This window comes from Streptomyces atroolivaceus (assembly GCF_000717025.1).
In the GTDB taxonomy this organism is placed as follows: domain Bacteria; phylum Actinomycetota; class Actinomycetes; order Streptomycetales; family Streptomycetaceae; genus Streptomyces; species Streptomyces atroolivaceus.
This window is the reverse complement of the sequence record NZ_JNXG01000015.1, coordinates 244,994-261,261: the sequence shown is the minus strand read 5'-3', so window position 1 is coordinate 261,261 and position 16,268 is coordinate 244,994. Positions and strand designations below refer to the sequence as shown.

At 71.5% G+C, this 16,268-nt stretch carries 15 protein-coding genes and 1 pseudogene; 8 read left to right on the top strand and 8 right to left on the bottom strand.

The features are described from left to right. Positions 1-74 precede the first annotated feature (74 nt). Positions 75-764 carry a type III effector protein gene (locus OO67_RS26055; protein WP_051709863.1) on the bottom strand — a complete coding sequence of 230 codons (690 nt, stop codon included), beginning with the start codon at positions 762-764 and terminating at the stop codon, positions 75-77. Positions 765-890: 126 nt separating this feature from the next. Here OO67_RS26055 and OO67_RS26050 point away from each other — a divergent pair. Further along, a pseudogene (locus tag OO67_RS26050) lies at positions 891-1,327 on the top strand (Hsp20/alpha crystallin family protein). 493 nt (positions 1,328-1,820) lie between these two features. On the opposite strand, the gene OO67_RS26045 reads toward OO67_RS26050, so the two are convergent. Both OO67_RS26045 and OO67_RS26040 read right to left on the bottom strand, forming a co-directional pair. After that, positions 1,821-2,681 (bottom strand): Rieske (2Fe-2S) protein, encoded by an 861-nt coding sequence (locus tag OO67_RS26045; RefSeq protein ID WP_051709877.1) that lies wholly within the window; start codon positions 2,679-2,681, stop codon positions 1,821-1,823. 225 nt (positions 2,682-2,906) lie between these two features. Continuing rightward, a complete protein-coding gene (locus tag OO67_RS26040; protein WP_033303902.1) occupies positions 2,907-3,320 on the bottom strand; it encodes an SRPBCC family protein in 414 nt (137 codons plus the stop codon). A 202-nt stretch (positions 3,321-3,522) separates the two neighbouring features. Here OO67_RS26040 and OO67_RS26035 point away from each other — a divergent pair, with 202 nt between their 5' ends. Continuing rightward, entirely contained in the window at positions 3,523-3,795 is a 273-nt protein-coding gene (locus OO67_RS26035; RefSeq protein ID WP_157841734.1) for a DUF4873 domain-containing protein, read from the top strand. A gap of 74 nt (positions 3,796-3,869) precedes the next feature. On the opposite strand, the gene OO67_RS26030 is transcribed toward OO67_RS26035, so the two are convergent. Together OO67_RS26030 and OO67_RS26025 are read right to left on the bottom strand one after the other, a co-directional pair. Next, positions 3,870-4,256 (bottom strand): hypothetical protein, encoded by a 387-nt coding sequence (locus OO67_RS26030; RefSeq protein ID WP_033303900.1) that lies wholly within the window; start codon positions 4,254-4,256, stop codon positions 3,870-3,872. 109 nt (positions 4,257-4,365) lie between these two features. Next, positions 4,366-5,196 (bottom strand): alpha/beta fold hydrolase, encoded by an 831-nt coding sequence (locus tag OO67_RS26025; RefSeq protein ID WP_033303899.1) that lies wholly within the window; start codon positions 5,194-5,196, stop codon positions 4,366-4,368. Positions 5,197-5,943: 747 nt separating this feature from the next. On the opposite strand from OO67_RS26025, the gene OO67_RS26020 reads away from it, so the two are divergent. Then, a complete protein-coding gene (locus OO67_RS26020; RefSeq protein WP_033303898.1) occupies positions 5,944-6,945 on the top strand; it encodes a TIGR03842 family LLM class F420-dependent oxidoreductase in 1,002 nt (333 codons plus the stop codon). A 113-nt stretch (positions 6,946-7,058) separates the two neighbouring features. Here the strand turns inward: OO67_RS26020 and OO67_RS26015 are convergent, their stop codons facing one another. Beyond that, on the bottom strand, positions 7,059-7,817 hold the full coding sequence (locus OO67_RS26015) for a hypothetical protein (RefSeq protein WP_033303897.1): 759 nt from the start codon (positions 7,815-7,817) through the stop codon (positions 7,059-7,061). A 199-nt stretch (positions 7,818-8,016) separates the two neighbouring features. Between OO67_RS26015 and OO67_RS26010 the strand changes: the two genes are divergently transcribed. Together OO67_RS26010 and OO67_RS26005 are read left to right on the top strand one after the other, a co-directional pair. Beyond that, on the top strand, positions 8,017-8,376 hold the full coding sequence (locus OO67_RS26010) for a hypothetical protein (RefSeq protein WP_033303896.1): 360 nt from the start codon (positions 8,017-8,019) through the stop codon (positions 8,374-8,376). A 181-nt stretch (positions 8,377-8,557) separates the two neighbouring features. Further along, the gene (locus OO67_RS26005) at positions 8,558-10,039 is read left to right on the top strand and encodes an amidase (RefSeq protein WP_033303894.1); all 1,482 of its coding nucleotides are present in this window, start codon (positions 8,558-8,560) and stop codon (positions 10,037-10,039) included. Here the strand turns inward: OO67_RS26005 and OO67_RS26000 are convergent. Both OO67_RS26000 and OO67_RS25995 read right to left on the bottom strand, forming a co-directional pair. Then, entirely contained in the window at positions 9,954-10,823 is an 870-nt protein-coding gene (locus OO67_RS26000) for a class I SAM-dependent methyltransferase (RefSeq protein WP_033303893.1), read from the bottom strand. The genes OO67_RS26005 and OO67_RS26000 overlap by 86 nt on opposite strands. After that, positions 10,820-11,800, bottom strand: coding sequence for a carboxymuconolactone decarboxylase family protein (locus OO67_RS25995; RefSeq protein ID WP_033303892.1), 981 nt, complete (start codon positions 11,798-11,800; stop codon positions 10,820-10,822). The genes OO67_RS26000 and OO67_RS25995 overlap by 4 nt, the downstream gene beginning before the upstream one ends. A gap of 168 nt (positions 11,801-11,968) precedes the next feature. Here OO67_RS25995 and OO67_RS25990 point away from each other — a divergent pair, with 168 nt between their 5' ends. From OO67_RS25990 to OO67_RS25980, 3 genes are all read left to right on the top strand, one after another. Beyond that, positions 11,969-13,105, top strand: a complete 1,137-nt coding sequence (locus tag OO67_RS25990) for a sensor histidine kinase (protein ID WP_033303973.1) — start codon at positions 11,969-11,971, stop codon at positions 13,103-13,105. After that, positions 13,102-13,794, top strand: coding sequence for a response regulator transcription factor (locus OO67_RS25985; protein WP_033303890.1), 693 nt, complete (start codon positions 13,102-13,104; stop codon positions 13,792-13,794). Before OO67_RS25990 ends, OO67_RS25985 begins: the two co-directional genes overlap by 4 nt. Positions 13,795-13,893: 99 nt before the next feature. Further along, entirely contained in the window at positions 13,894-16,116 is a 2,223-nt protein-coding gene (locus tag OO67_RS25980; RefSeq protein WP_033303888.1) for an NADP-dependent isocitrate dehydrogenase, read from the top strand. Positions 16,117-16,268 lie beyond the last annotated feature (152 nt).

The window sequence follows — 16,268 nt, the reverse complement described above, 5'->3', positions numbered from 1 at the left end:
GCGCCGGGCACGTGCGGTCGCCTGCTCTGCGGGGACCAGCCGTCGGGTCCCGGGCCGGCCGGACGCGGCCGTCGTCATCGGCCCCCGGCGCCGGAGGCTGGTCGCCGCTGATCGGTTGTGGCCCGCTGCTCGTCGCTGTCCTGCCGCAGCCGGTCGGTGCGGCGGGTGACACGGTCGATGCGGGCCGCCAGGTCCGGGTGGTCGGTTGTCAGGTGCTCGTGGGTGTCTGTCAGTGGGCCGATGAGCTTGGCCGCGTCGTTGTCGGCGAGGGCGTCGGTCAGCCGGGTGACGGGGGACTCGGGGAGGTCGGTCAGGGCGGTGATCTGGCCGGCCAGCTGGCGCAGATCAGCGGAATTGTCCCGGGCCCAGGTGGTGACGGTACGGTCGGCGGCGCGGTGGCTGCGGGTGGCTTGCACGCGCTGTTCGCCGGTGGCGCCTGGAGCTCCGGGGCGTACGCGCAGGTAGCGGCGTTCAGCTGCCTGTCGGCTGGCGACGCCGAGGGGGTGGGCGAGGTCGGCCCAGCTGGAGCCTGCCGCGCGGGCCGTCTCGATCAGCCCGGGCTCCCACGAGGCCAGCTGGTCGCGCAGCTCGCGCAGCAGGAGCAGAGAGGCCAGTGCCTGCTCGGCACTGGCCGGCTCGTCGTCCGCTCTCGATCCCGGTGCCGGTGTCCGGGCAGCAGCCCGAACGGCCTCATCGATGGCGCTCAGCGCGGTTACGACCGCAGAGAACGACGTGCGCTCACCCGCTGACGGGGATGGGTTCATGGAGGCTCCTTCACGATGTCACCCTTCCGACGACAATGGAGTTGTCATCGTTTCGATGACATGCTACAACGGTTTCGGACGAAGCGCATTGGCGGTTTCTGCCTGACCGGTGGAGGTGTTTTCGCGATGTTGAGGCGCACTGACCCGTTCCGCGAACTCGACCGTCTCGCCCAGCAGTTCATGGGCGCGTCCGGCACCTGGTCCAAGCCGTCGGTGATGCCGACGGACGCCTACAGGGAGGGCGAGGAGTACGTCGTCGCCCTCGACCTGCCCGGTGTCGCGAAGGACGCGATCGACATCGACGTCGAACGGAACATGCTCACCGTCAAGGCGGAGCGCCGGCCGGTGTCGGTGGGCGAGGACGTGCGGGTGGAGCTCTCCGAGCGGCCGGTGGGCGTGTTCTCCCGCCAACTCGCCCTGGCTGACACCCTGGACACGGAGCGCATCAGGGCCGACTACGACGCAGGGGTGCTCTGACCCTGCGGATCCCGATCGCCGAGCGAGCCAAGCCCCGCAAGATCGCCCTCGGCGGAGCGGCCGCGCACAAGCAGCTCGGTACCTGAACTCCGCTCGGCTCACCCGCTGAGGGAACTGGGCGCAGGAGCGCACTTGTTCAAGCTTTCTCCGCGCTCGGCTTGCGTGTGCAGGATGGTCCCCGCTCACCGCTGGCCCCGGACAGTTGCTCAGTCACCTGCTCGCCGACGGCGCGGACCGGTCCCCGGAGCGGTCCGCGCCGTCGGCACGACGAAACAGTCCAAGCCGCATGAACGACCGCACAAGCAGTGAGCGCCTGGGGCGGAGCCCCCGAGAGGCGAACGGGGCCGCTGCACAGCTTCGCCGGCCACGCCGAAGCCCTGCGGTAGCGCTTCGTACCGAGTGCAACGGACCCAGCCGCGGCCACGCTCCTGCGAGGTGGTCCAGAACGGTCCGCTACGCCTCGTCCAGGGACCTGGTTGCTGAACGGCCCGCGCTTGTGCGCGGCCACTACCGATTCACACCCGCGCGGACTCCCCGCGAGCCAGTGCTTCCGGCAGGCCGGCCGAGGGCGTGCCGGTGTCATTCCGGCACTTCGGCGGAAAGGCCGGGCTCCGGATCGCGCAGTCTCACCTCCACGCGGGCGCCCACAACTCGCGCGTCGAAGGCCGGCTGAGGTGCGGTGGCGGGCCCGTGTACGTTCCATCCGTCCGCGAGACGGAAGACACTGTCATGCCACGGGCAACGCACGCAGCCGTCGCGCACAGTGCCTCCGGACAGCGGGCCTCCCCTGTGACTGCACGCATCAGCGAGGACATGCACGTCGTCGGCTTCACGTACGACCACCACGGGAACTTCGTCGACGTGGCGCCGGAACGGCCGGCCGGCCTCGAAGTCGGTGACGGCGCCGATGTCATGCCACCCCGCCCGTACCAAGGACGGGACGGATTCCGCGTGATTGGCCCCCGACGCCTGCCGGTAGGCCAAGTGGCCGCCCAGTGCACTGCCGAGCCCGACCAAGGACAGCCCCGCGAACCCCAGTGACTTCCCCAAGCCGGAACGTCCACGGATACGAGCGACCAGCGACCCGCTGTACAAGACCACGGCTGTGCCGTTCACTACGGCGTGCACGAGCCCTACGCGCTTCTGCCGAGGCCCCTGCTCCGCCCAGTCGACCCAGCCCGTCAGGGCAGCCGGCGCAGCGGCACCGATCCCCACGCCGATCAGGGCGGACGCGGCCCTGTGCTGCCCGGGGAGGCAGTCGAGTACGGCCGCGGAGAGCCAGGTGCCGATCGGAACCTCCACCAGCACCGGGTGGGCAGGGTGACCCAGCCAGTGTCCGTGCAGCACATCCCGCAAGGAACCCAGAGGAAGGGCCCGTACACGGCCACTCACCAGCCGGGCCAGTGGGTCGAGCACGGTGGCGTGCTCGAGTCGGTCCATGCCGCGAAGGATCCGACCGGGTCCCAGCGTCGACGGCAGCAGGCTCCTCACCCCCCGGAGCGCCTTGCCGACGGCATGGCCGCGACTCTTGAGTTCAGGCATTTCATCCATACAAGCCGGGTAACCGTTCGGCTGTGCCCGTAACGGCCCGGCGGCAACAACCCCCCGATGGGAGGGGGTGTGGGAAGGCCACACCTGCGGGCCGGGGGAGCCACCCGGCGTGGGTCAGCGTTCGGCGGATTCGACGGCGTTCCTGATTCCGCGCAGGGCTTCCAACAGACCTTCGTCGATCTGTCGTCCTTCGGCGCTCTCGGTGTGGAGCCGCACGTCGAGCTGCGACGTGTCCGCGCCTTCACCAGGTGTCACATGCAGTCGGCCGTGGTAGTCGTGGGGGCCGGGTGCGCCCCATTCGAGGCTCTTGCCGTCTTCCACGACGCGGATCCAGGCTTCGCTGGTGACGTCCTGCTCGGGGGCGTCGGGCGGATCGATGTGGGCGGTGACGGTGACCTGGTCACCGCCGTGGGGGCGTACAGAGGTCAACCGCGGCATGTAGAGGGGCAGGTGCTGCACGTCGGCAAGGTAGGAGAAGAGACGCGCCGGAGCCACCGCCACAGTGATCGATTTTTCGTAGTCACCCATGGTTCTCGCACTGCCCGCCCCGGCCTCCTGGCGAAACGCGGTCCGGGTCCGCGTCGCCCGGGTGGGCGCAGCCGGTGCCGCCCGGCCGAGAGGGCCCCGTCGTCGGCGCCACCGCACGCACCGTCAGGCCGGAGCAGAACCACGAAGCGCCACACCCGGCGTGTGACTCCGCTGCCGTCGTCCCACGGGTCACACTGAGAGGATGACGACCTACCAGGGACCAGTGACCGTAGTGGCCGGTGACGTCGAAGCGACGATGCGAGCCGACCTCTCCAGCACCCGGCAGGACGGGACGATGTCCTGGGGTGGCAGCCTGTCCGGCTACGAGGACGCGGACATGTTCGAGGTCCTGACCGCGGACACCGCAGTCATGCGTCTCCCGGACGGACACGAAGGCCGCTTTGTCCTGCAGGGCAGGCTGACGCCCGGCCAAGGAGCGGTGGCCGTGCTGGGCAGCGGCCCAGCGCCCTTCTGAATCTCCGGCGTTCGGCCGGAATCACGGGCCACCGGGCCGCGGTTCCACTCCCCCGGGCAGTCCGGCGGCCCACGTCAGGTGTGCCGGTGTGTGAGCCTCTGCGTCCGTGCGCGCCGGAAGTCGAGGTAGGCCAGCAGCACGACGATCACGGGGACCAGGGTGCACATGAGGGTCAGTTGCAGCCCTCCCTCGGTCAGGGCGGCGACCAGGACGATCACGATCGCACCACCGACGAACCCCATGAGCTGCCGGTAGGAACTGAACGACCCCGTCGAGGGTGTTCCCGTGTTCGTCTCCTCGGCGTCCTCGTCCTCGAAGGCGGTCCGCACGGGGTGCTCGGCGCCCTCCTTCCTTGCCTGACGCCAGGCAAGGAACCAGCGGGTGAGCAGGTAGAGGACCAGCACGCCGAGATAGATCCACCACTCGGCCGTGCTGTCGGGAAAGGCGCGTGCCAGGGTCATGGGGGTCGCGTACCCCGGGCTCCGGGGGAGCAGACGATTCCGTATAGGACCGGACCCGCTGGGTCGTCCTGTGCCGGCTCGGGCCGGGGCAGCGCGGCCCCCGGCAGTCCTACTCCTTCACGAAGGCCAGCAGGTCCGGGTTGATGACCTCCGGGTGCGTCGAGAGCATGCCGTGGGGGTAGCCCTCGTAGCTCTTCAGCCTGCCGTTCGGCAGGAGCTTCGCCGACAGGGGGCCCGCGTCCTCGTAGGGGACGATCTGGTCGTCCGTGCCGTGGGCGACCAGGACCGGTACCTCGATCTTCTTGAGGTCCTCGGTGAAGTCTGTCTCCGAGAAGGCCTTGATGCACTCGTAGTGGGCATTGGCGGCGCCCCGCATGCCCTGCCTCCACCAGTTGTCGATCAGGCCTTGCGACACCTCGGCACCAGGACGGTTGAACCCGTAGAACGGACCGGACGGCACCTCGACGTAGAACTGCGCGCGATTGGCGGCGAGGGCGGCGCGGAATCCGTCGAAGACCTCGATCGGCAGGCCGCCCGGATTCGAAGCGGACTTCACCATGACCGGTGGCACCGCGCTGACGAGTACGGCCTTCGCCACCCGCCCGGGCTCGGCCCGGGCGACGTACCGCGCGACCTCGCCGCCGCCGGTGGAGTGGCCGATGTGCACGGCTCCCCGCAGGTCGAGCGCTTCGGCCAGCACCGACACGTCGGCGGCGTAGGTGTCCATGTCGTGCCCGGTCGCGCTCTGGGAGGACCGGCCGTGGCCCCGCCGGTCGTGCGCGATCACGCGATAGCCATGGGCGAGGAAGAACAGCATCTGGGCGTCCCAGTCGTCGGCGCTGAGCGGCCAGCCGTGATGGAACACGATCGCCTGGGCGTCGCGCGGGCCCCAGTCCTTGTAGTAGATGTCGGTGCCGTCGATCGTGGTGACCGTGCCCATGGTCGATCCTTCCGCTCGGAGCGCGTGTGCGGTGAGACGTGCGGGAAAGCGCCGGTGCGACGGGGGCAGGGATGCCCGCGCCGAAGTGGCTTGTACCGGGACCAAACGCCACAAACGATACCGTCAAGTGGTCCCATCCTCCTTGCGGCAAGGGCTCTCCTCGGCCCAGGGCCTCCCCGTCGGGGCGACGTGGCTGAGCCCGCGCCTCTGCCGGAGGCGCGCATGGTGGGCGACCCGGACGCGGTGGTCGTCGGGCGGGACGCGCGGCCGTTCCACGCGGCCGCCGTGACTGACGGCGGGCGAGGCAGTCGCGGGAAGCTCACGTCGTCGGCCCTTCACGCCCTCGGTCATGGGCGGGTCCGGTAGGCCCGGCAGGGATGGCGCGGGGTTCCGGATCGGGCGAGGTCCAGCCGCGGAGGGCTCTGGACCGCCGAGGAGGACTGGATCGGCGTCCAGGCGGACACCGGCCGAAAGCTTCGCGCGTAGACAGCCCCTTCCCAAAGCGGGGGAAGCGGTCCAGGATTGTCCCCCCGCGACTCGCGGCCGGAGGGGCCGTGGCAGCAGGCCGGGCGCCGGCCGATGTGGAAGGCTCTGCCCGGCGCACGTCGCCGAGGGCACCGCCCGCAGTCCTCCTGTCCGGGCACGCCGACAGTTCGGTGTGAGGGGGCAGGCAGCGAACCCGCCGGTCCGGTGACGGCAGCCGTACCCGCGCGCCATGTGTCAGTACTTCGACTAGGAGCATCTGTCATGGAATTCGGACTCGTCCTCCAGACCGACCCGCCCGCCTCGGCCGTCGTCGGCCTCATGCGCCGCGCGGAGCGGAACGGCTTCCGCTACGGCTGGACCTTCGACTCGGCCGTGCTGTGGCAGGAGCCCTTCGTCATCTACAGCCGGATCCTGGAGCACACGGAGCGGATGGTCGTCGGGCCGATGGTGACGAACCCGGGGACCCGTACCTGGGAGGTCACCGCGTCGACCTTCGCCACGCTCAACGAGATGTACGGCAACCGCACCGTCTGCGGCATCGGGCGCGGGGACAGCGCGATGCGGGTGGCGGGCCGCAAGCCCAACACACTGGCCAGACTGGGTGAGGCCATCGAGGTGATCCGGGACCTCGCCGAGGGGCGCGAAGCCACCGTCGACGGGCAGCCGGTGCAGATCCCGTGGGTGAAGAGCGGCAGCCTGCCGGTCTGGATGGCGGCATACGGGCCCAAGGCCCTCGCACTCGCCGGACAGAAGGCCGACGGTTTCATCCTCCAGCTGGCCGACCCCTACCTCGCCGAATGGATGATCAAGGCGGTACGCGACGCGGCTTCGGCAGCCGGGCGCGACCCGGATGCCGTCACCATCTGCGTCGCCGCCCCCGCCTATGTGAGTGAGGACCTGGACCACGCCCGCGAACAGTGCCGCTGGTTCGGCGGCATGGTCGGCAACCACGTGGCCGACCTCGTCGCACGGTACGGGGAGCACTCCGGCCTGGTGCCCGAGGCCCTCACCGCGTACATCGCCGCACGCACCGGCTACGACTACAGCCACCACGGCCGCACCGGGAACCCGGACACGGCCTTCGTGCCCGACGAGATCGTGGACAGGTTCTGTCTGCTGGGGCCCGCCGAGGCCCACATCGAGAAGCTCCAGGCCCTGCGCGACCTGGGCGTCGACCAGTTCGCGGTCTACAACATGCACGACGCGCGGGAGGCGACCATCGACGCCTACGGTTCCACGGTCATTCCCGCACTGTCCCCCTGACTGCTTCCACCTGCCCGGAGTGGCTTTTCCGGGCACCGCGCGTCCGGGCCCCGCACGGCAGTTGGCCTCGGGGAGGCTCAAGTAGGCCGTGGCCACCGCGTTCAGCCGGGGCGTCAGGACTGCGCCGGGCCGCGGCCGAGCACGGCGCTGACGTCCACCGTCTGCTCAGGGGGCGGCGTGGCCGTGGGTACCGGCTCGTCGAAGCGGGAGAGGTCGACAGCCGCGTCCGCCCCGTCGCCCCTGACGGTGATCCGCACCGGGTGGTGTTCGCCCCCGGTGTCCACGTACGCCGTGATTCTCTGGCCGTGGCCGACCGTGGTGACCGGCACGGTCCGGATGCCGTCGACCGTCGTCACGCCGCCCTTCGTGAACGTCGTGCCGGTCGTGCCGGTGTTGTCGGTGACCAGTTCGCGGAAGGTGTCCAGATCGCACGCCTCCACCACGGGGCGCAGCCTGGAGTCCGTCGCGGAGCCCTTCATGTAGCGCCCGTCGAGGATCTCCTCGAAGGTCTGGCCGCCGATCGGGACCTGGTTCTCCCAGAAGTCCGCGTCGGGTTTCACCCAGACGTCCTGGCCCCGTTTGACGATCTCGACCGACCCCTCGTCCTTGCCCAGGTCGACGCCGCCGACACAGTTGCCGTCGCGGTCCAGGCTGAGGTCGACCGTCATCGCGGCCCGGTCCTTGCCAAGGTCTCCCTGCGCGCGCAGATGTACGGACCGGGCATCGAGCAGGGCCTCACGCGAGCGGTCCGCGATCTGCGCGGCGGGGAGCGACTCGATGTCGTCCGCCTGCGCCGCCGTGCCGCCGGTGACGCCGAGTGCGACCACTGCCGCGCAGGCGGCAACACGTGTGGCGATGCGCTGTCCTGTCACCGCGCCTCCTCGGAAACGTCCCTGTTCAGGGCCTTCTCGAGCGGGGTTCACCCCTATTGGCGAGCGTACGCCCACGCACGGTTGCCTGCCCGCCGGGCCGGGTGTACGGAGGGTGAGGTTCGGCGCTGTTTTCGGCTACGGAGGGTGGGGGAGAGCTGCCCTGAAGATCACCGGTACTCGACCGGAGTCAAGGGGAGACATGACGAAGCTGTTCAAGGGGAGCGCCGTCCGCACGCTGGTCAGGGGCGCGGCGGCCACCGGTCTGACGGTCGCGCTCGCGGTCCCGGCCACCGCCGCGGTGTCCGTCGCACCCGTCGCCGCCGCTCCGCCCGGACTGTCCTGCGACACCGGCAAGCACGCCATCGACGACCACACCGGGTACGCGCTCTGCAGGAACAGCGGTTCGACCACGCAGACCTTCTGGGTGCACCTCGTATGCGGCTGGTCCCCGGACGTGGACGGTGAGCACGTCACGTTGAGGCCGGGCGACTCCGGGCAGTCGACCGCCCACTGCGCCGGCCTGGGTTCGGGGATCGGCGAGATCCACGTACGGCCGTAGTCCCGTCGTCGGACCACGTCTCCCGCAGGGCCCGCCGCAGGGCGGGGGAGACGGGTTCCGATCCGCGTGCGGCGTGCTTGAGCGGGTCTCCACGCCTCGTTACTCTCCAGTAGACCCGCTCGGGCGGACTCCGGGCGGAACCCGGGGCCGGTGCTCCGGCGGACGCGAGGAGGCGGTGGTGATGTCCTCAGCAGACCCCACGGAGCGGACCGGACCGGTCAGGCCGCCGGAGCCGCCCGTACTGCCCGGTCTCGTGGACTGCGCCCGGGAACTGGCCGAGGGCCGGACGACCTCGTCGGCGCTGGTCGCCGCCGCACTCGCACGTATCGAGGCGAGCCGCACCACCCTCAACGCCTTCCGCCAGCTGCGCACCGAAGAGGCGCTCGCCGAGGCCGCCGAGGCCGACCGGCGGCTCGGGGCAGGGGAGCGGCTGCCGCTGCTGGGGGTGCCGGTCGCCGTCAAGGACGACACCGACGTCGCCGGAATGCCCACCTACTTCGGCTGCGACGGCGCACTGCCGCCCGCCACCTCCGACAGCGAGGCCGTACGTCGGCTCCGGGCGGCCGGGGCCGTCGTCGTGGGCAAGACCAACTCCTGCGAGCTGGGGCAGTGGGCCTTCACCGAAGGCCCCGCCTTCGGCGTCACCCGCAATCCCTGGAGCACCGCGCACACGCCTGGCGGTTCGTCCGGCGGCTCCGCGGCGGCCGTCGCCGCAGGGCTCGTCCCCGCCGCCCTGGGTTCGGACGGTGCGGGTTCCATCCGTATCCCCGCCGCCTGGACCCATCTCGTCGGCATCAAACCGCAGCGCGGCCGGATCTCCGTCCACCCCCACAGCGACGCCTTCCAGGGACTCACGGTCAACGGCCCCCTCGCCCGTACCGTCGCCGACGCCGCTCTCCTCCTGGACGCCGCGGCCGGACCGCACCCCGGGGACCCGCACCGCCCGCCCGCGGTCGACGCGTCCGCCGCGGCCCTCCGCGAGCCGGGCAGGCTGCGCATCGGGGTCTCGCTGCGGCCTCCGCTCACCCTCACCCGCAACGCTCCCCACCCGGAGGTCGTGCGCGCCGTCGACGCGCTCGCCGAAGTCCTCGCCCGGCTCGGCCACCACGTCGAGGAGGCCCGCCCCCGCTACGGACTGATCGGCCTCTCCTTCGTCCCCCGGGCCACCGCCGGCATCGCCGAGCTCGCCGCGCGGCACCCCGAACCGGGGCTCCTGGACCCGCGCACCCGCAGCGCCCTGCGCACGGGCACCCGCCTCGGCGGCCGGATCGTGCGGGCCGCCCGCGCGCGGGAGGTGCGCCAGCACGCCAGGATCGGCGCCTTCTTCGACACGGCCCGCGGCGGAGACGCCTACGACGTGCTGCTCACCCCGACCACGGCCGCTCCGCCGCCACGGGCCGGGGCGTTCGATCACCTCAGCGCCTGGCGCACCGACCTCGCCATGACCTCGGCCTGCCCCTACGCCTGGCCCTGGAACGTCCTCGGCTGGCCGGGCGTCAACGTCCCGGCCGGCTTCACCCGCGACGGCCTGCCCCTCGGCGCACAGCTCCTCGGCCCCTCCCGCAGTGAGGCCCGGCTCATCTCGCTCGCCACCCAGCTGGAGGCCGACCGCCGCTGGTACGAGCGCTGGCCGCCGCCGCTCGGTGCGGCCGACCGGCGCTGACCACCCACACCCCCGCCCGGAGCAGGACACCCTCCGGCGTCTCGTAGGGCCGGAACACGTCCGTCATGGCGGCGCGCGTGCGGTCCGTGACCGGGGGCCCCTGGGTGCGGGAGACGAAGAAGTCCACCGCGTCCGCCGCGTCCTCACCCCAGCGGGTCGCGGCGGACACCGGTACGGCGCTGACGTCCTCGAATCCCGCCGCGTCCAGCAGCGACCTGGTCCGCTCCGGATCCGACAGGGACGCCATGGATCTCGCCACCGAGGTGTCCACCGCGTGGTCCCCGCCCGCCAGGGAGGCCAGCAGCATCAGTGCCTCGCGTTCCTCCCCGCCGGAAGACGCGGGCCGGGGACAGACGAAGACGAGACGGCCGCCCGGCCGCAGGGCCTCACCGATGTGGGTGAAGGCGGCGACGTGGTCGGAGAAGAACATCACCCCGCCCCGGCTGATCGCCACGTCGTAGCCGCCCGGTGTGAACGGATGGACCTGGGCGTCGCCCAGTTCGAAGGTCACGTGGCCGTGCGCGGGACCGGTCAGGGCCCGGGCCCGCTCGACGAGGGGCCCCGAGACGTCGACGCCGGTGACGCGGCCCCGCCGCGCGAGCCGCGCCGCCTCCCGGCTCGTCCCGCCGCTGCCGCACCCGATGTCCAGGACCCGGTCGGCCACGCCGATGGCCGCGGCCTCGAAGAGAGCCGTGTCGAACGGCGCCAGCATCGCGTCGTACCGCTCGTGATGATCGGCCCAGTGCCGGCCGAGCGGGCCGTTCCATGCCTCCCAGGCCTTCACGCGCGCTCCCCGTCAGTCGCCCGCACGACGGCTTCGACGCGCTCGACCGCGCAGATCGCGCCGAAGGCGATCAGATGGACCAGGCAGTGATCCGTGAACGGCGGAACGCGCCACGCAGCCACGTCCTCGTCGGTGATCCTGTACGGGGCCCGCGCGGCGAGCAACGCGAGCCTGGCTCCCGGGCGGTCCGCCCGGTCCGGCAGCCGTGCGTCCAGGGGCAGCGGCGTGACACCGTCCCACCCCGCCACCGACTCCCGCACCGACGCGGCGTCCTCGTCGCTCAGCAGTCCCGCCCCCTGGTACGCGGCCGTACGCAGCGCGCCGTACGCCGTACCGACCGGGCTGGCCGCCGCCCACGGTGGTGCCTCACCGGTGGTGCCGAGCAGTGGCAGAGAGGCGCCGGGCCGCAGGTCCCGGCGCACGGTGGCCGCCAGCGAACGGCCCGCCGTGCTCCGCACGAGCCGGTACCTCTCCGCCCCGCCGGGCAGCATCTGTTCGGACAGCAGAGAGGAGACCACCCGGTTGATGAAGTGGAAGGCGAGCGCGGTCCCCACGTACTCGTCGGCCTCGTGAGCCGGGAACGGCTGCGGCGCGCTCATGTCCTTGCCCCAGGCGAGCAGGCGGCGGTCGCCGGGGTCCTCGGGCACGTCACCCCGCAGGACCGTCTCGGCGAGCCGGTGTTCGCCGGTGGCGTGCAGCAGCACCGCGTGCGCGGTCGCACAGAACGGACACCGGTTGGCCAGGGAGACCCCGGCCGCCACCAGCTCCTTCCCTGTGCGCGACGCACGCCCCGCGAGAAGGGACTCCCGCATCAGTGCCCAGGTCGCCGTGAGCAGGGTGGGGGAGGCGGACAGGACGACGAAGGTCGTGGCGTCCTTGATGCCGAAGTCGGTGGCCAGTTGCGCGTACACGTCCGCCACCTCACCGGTGGCGGACTTCGGAGGTTCGGGCGAGGTGTATCGGAAAGGTCCGGTCATGGCGACGATGCTCGCCCGCGCCGCCCGCCCGGGTCGTCGTACGGCGGAAGACAGTTGTGGCTGCCCCGGGGCGACGGGAAAACATCCGCACTACTACCCCGGGAGCAGTGGAGACCCCGTCCTCCGGGACGACGCGCCCGTCGGGGTACGGGAGTTAGTGTGCCGCTCATGCGGGGGTACATCGTCGGGCGGACACTGCTGGACACGGCGGCCGCGGCGGCCATCGGGGCCGTCGTCGTCACGGCGGCGTACCTCGCCTCCTCGCCGGGAGTCCTCGACGTCCTGCTCGTCGCGGCAGGCTCGCTCGCGCTCGCCGCGCACCGCAGGGCACCGCGCGCCGTGCTCGTCGTGACCACGCTCTGCATGTTCGGATACGCCGTCCACGCGCGACCGGGGAGCTGGGTGGCGCTGCCCGTGGTGGTGGCCGTCCACGCGGTGGCGCGCAACGGGCACCGGGCGCAGGCGGTCGGTACCGGGGCGGCGTTCCTCCTCGGCTACACCGCGGTGATGCTCGTCTCCGTGCCGGGCGTCCAGGACACCGTCGAGCGCATGCTGCTCCTGCTGGGCTGGTTCCTGTGCGCCGGGGTCACGGGTCTCATCGACAAGAACTGGCAGGCCTATCTGCGTCAGACCGAGCAGCGTGCGCTCGACGCCGAACGCACCCGGGAGGAGACGGCCCTGCGCCGGGCCGGCGAGGAACGGCTGCGCATCGCCCGTGAACTGCACGACTCGCTCACCCACTCCATCTCGATCGTGAAGCTCCAGGCAGGGGTGGCCGTCCATCTCGCGCGCAAGCGCGGCACCGAGGTGGAGCCCGCGCTCCTCGCCATCCAGGAGGCGAGCGGCGAAGCGATGCGGGAACTCCGCTCGACGCTGGAGGTGCTCCGCACGGACGTGGTGGACCCCGGCACCGGCCTCGACCGGATGGCCGAGCTCGCCGGGCGGGCCCGGGCCGCGGGCATGGCGCTGGCCGTCGCCGTGGAGGGGGACGTGAGGGCCCTCCCCGCCGACGTCGACGGCGCGGCTTACCGCATCGTGCAGGAGGCCCTCACCAATGTCGCCCGGCACGCGGACCGGGCGGACACCTCCGTGCGGCTCTCGTACGAGGACACGGCGCTCGTCGTGTCCGTCGACGACGAGGGCCCCTGCCTGCCCGGCGACCGTGTCACGCCCGGCACCGGGCTGACCGGCATGCGGGAGCGTGTCACCGCGCTCGGCGGCACCCTCGAGACCGCGCCCCGAGCACGAGGGGGCTTCTCGGTCCGCGCCGAGCTCCCCCTGGCGCCCCGGAGGACGACAGCATGATCCGCGTCGTGATCGTCGACGACCAGGCGCTGGTGCGCGCCGGCTTCCGTGCTCTGCTGGACGCCGAGGAAGGCATCGAGGTCATCGGGGAGGCCGCCGACGGACGCGCGGGCGTGGAGCTGGTCCGCGAGCACACGCCGGACGTGGTGCTCATGGACGTTCAGATGCCCCTCATGACCGGCATCGAGGCCACGCGCGAGATCGCCTCCGACCCGGCGCTCGGAGGGGTGCACGTGGTCATCCTCACCAACTACGGGCTCGACGAGTACGTCTTCGACGCCCTGCGTGCCGGCGCCGCCGGTTTCCTGCTCAAGGACACCGAACCGGCGGAACTCCTGCGGGCCATCGAGGTCGCGGCGAGCGGTGAAGCCCTGCTCTCGCCCGCCGTCACGCGCCGGCTGATCGGTGAATTCGTCTCCAGACCCCCCGACCGTGCCACCGCTCCGGGACTGGAGACGCTCACCCGCCGTGAACGCCAGGTGACCGCCCTGGCGGCCCGGGGGCTGACCAACGAGGAGATCGCCGTCCACATGGTGGTCAGCCCCTTCACGGCCAAGACCCACATCAGCCGGGCCATGACCAAGCTGGGCGCCCGGGACCGGGCCCAGCTGGTCGTCTTCGCCTACGAGTCCGGGCTGGTCGAAGCACGCAGACTCCCCGGCGCCCGGCCCCCCGCCGCACAGGAGTGACCGGTTCCGGGGGGATCGGCGCGGGCCACTGTGGAGAGGGGGCCGGTCACGAGATATCTTGATGTCAAGCAATGTTGCAGACGTGGAGCGGAGCACCCGGTGACTGACTCGACCATCATCTATACGCACACCGACGAGGCCCCTGCCCTGGCGACGTACTCGTTCCTGCCTGTCGTCGAGGCCTACGCCTCGACCGCGGGTGTCACGGTGGAGCGCCGCGACATCTCCCTGGCGGGGCGCATCATCGCCGGCTTCCCGGAGCGTCTCAAGGCCGATCAGCGTATCGATGACGCGCTCGCCGAGCTCGGCGAGCTGGCCAGGACTCCCGGCGCGAACATCATCAAGCTGCCCAACATCTCGGCCTCGATCCCGCAGCTGAAGGCCGCGATCGCAGAGCTCCAGGAACAGGGCTACGACCTCCCGGACTACCCGGACGACCCGCGGACCGACGAGGACAAGGACGTCCGCGCGCGGTACGACAAGGTCAAGGGCAGTGCGGTGAACCCCGTCCTGCGTGAGGGCAACTCCGACCGCCGCGCCCCCGCGTCGGTCAAGAACTACGCCAAGGCGCACCCGCACCGCATGGGCGCCTGGAGCGCCGACTCGAAGACGAACGTCGCCACCATGGGCGTCGACGACTTCCGTTCGACGGAGAAGTCCGTCGTCATCGGCGAGGCCGGCTCCCTGCGCATCGAGCTCGCGGGCGACGACGGCACCACCACCGTGCTGCGCGAGTCCGTCCCCGTCCTCGCGGGCGAGGTCGTGGACGCGGCCGTCATGCGTGTCGCCGCGCTGCGCGAGTTCTTCACCGCCCAGGTCGCGCGTGCCAAGGCCGAGGACGTGCTGTTCTCCGTGCACCTCAAGGCCACGATGATGAAGGTCTCCGACCCGATCATCTTCGGCCACGTGGTCCGCGCCTTCTTCCCGAACACCTTCGCCAAGTACGGTGACGCGCTCGCGGCGGCCGGCCTGACCCCGAACGACGGCCTCGGCGGCATCCTCAAGGGCCTCGACTCCCTGCCGGACGTCGGCGCCGAGATCAAGGCGTCCTTCGAGGCCGAGCTCGCCGAGGGCCCCGCCCTGGCGATGGTCGACTCCGACAAGGGCATCACCAACCTCCACGTGCCCAGCGATGTCATCGTGGACGCGTCCATGCCGGCCATGATCCGTACGTCCGGCCACATGTGGGGCCCGGACGGCAACGAGGCCGACACCATCGCGGTCCTGCCCGACAGCAGCTACGCGGGCGTCTACCAGGTCGTCATCGACGACTGCCGCGCCAACGGCGCCTTCGACCCGTCGACCATGGGCTCCGTACCCAACGTCGGTCTGATGGCGCAGAAGGCGGAGGAGTACGGCAGCCACGACAAGACCTTCGAGGTGCCCACCACCGGCACGGTGCGGGTCCTCGACGGCAACGGCGACGTCGTGCTGGAGCAGGCCGTGGGCGCCGGTGACATCTTCCGGATGTGCCAGACCAAGGACCTCCCGATCCAGGACTGGGTCAAGCTCGCCGTCACCCGTGCCCGTGCGACCGGCAACCCGGCCGTGTTCTGGCTGGACGAGGGCCGCGCGCACGACGCCAACCTCATCGCCAAGGTCAACACCTACCTGGCCGAGCACGACACCGACGGCCTGGACATCTCCATCCGGACGCCGGAGGAGGCCACGGCCTTCTCCCTGGAGCGCATCCGCCGCGGCGAGGACACCATCTCGGTCACCGGCAACGTGCTGCGTGACTACCTCACCGACCTGTTCCCCATCCTCGAGCTGGGTACCAGCGCGAAGATGCTCTCCGTCGTCCCGCTCATGAACGGCGGCGGACTGTTCGAGACGGGCGCCGGCGGCTCCGCGCCCAAGCACGTCCAGCAGCTGGTCAAGGAGGACTACCTGCGCTGGGACAGCCTGGGTGAGTTCCTCGCCCTCGCGGTCAGCTTCGAGCACCTGGCCACCACCACGGACAACGCGCGCGCCAAGGTGCTCGCCGACACCCTGGACCGGGCGACGGGTACCTTCCTCAACGAGGACAAGTCCCCGAGCCGCAAGCTCGGCGGTATCGACAACCGCGGCAGCCACTTCTACCTGGCGCTCTACTGGGCACAGGAGCTGGCGCAGCAGACCGACGACGCCGCGCTCGCCGAGGCGTTCGGACCGCTCGCCAGGACGCTGTCCGAGCAGGAGCAGACCATCATCGACGAGCTGGCCGCCGTCCAGGGCAAGCCGGCCGACATCGGTGGCTACTACCAGCCCGACCCCGCGAAGGCGGAGGCCGTGATGCGTCCGTCGGCCACCTTCAACAAGGCCATCGCGACCCTGGGCTGATCCCCGGCCGCACACCGCACGTACGACCGCCCCGGCAGGCACTTCGCCCGCCGGGGCGGTCGTGCGCGGGGCCTGTGCTCGGCAGCCCACCTGCCTCTCCCGGTCCGACGCGTCGGTCTCCCCGGTCCGACGCGTCAATCTCCCCGGCCCGG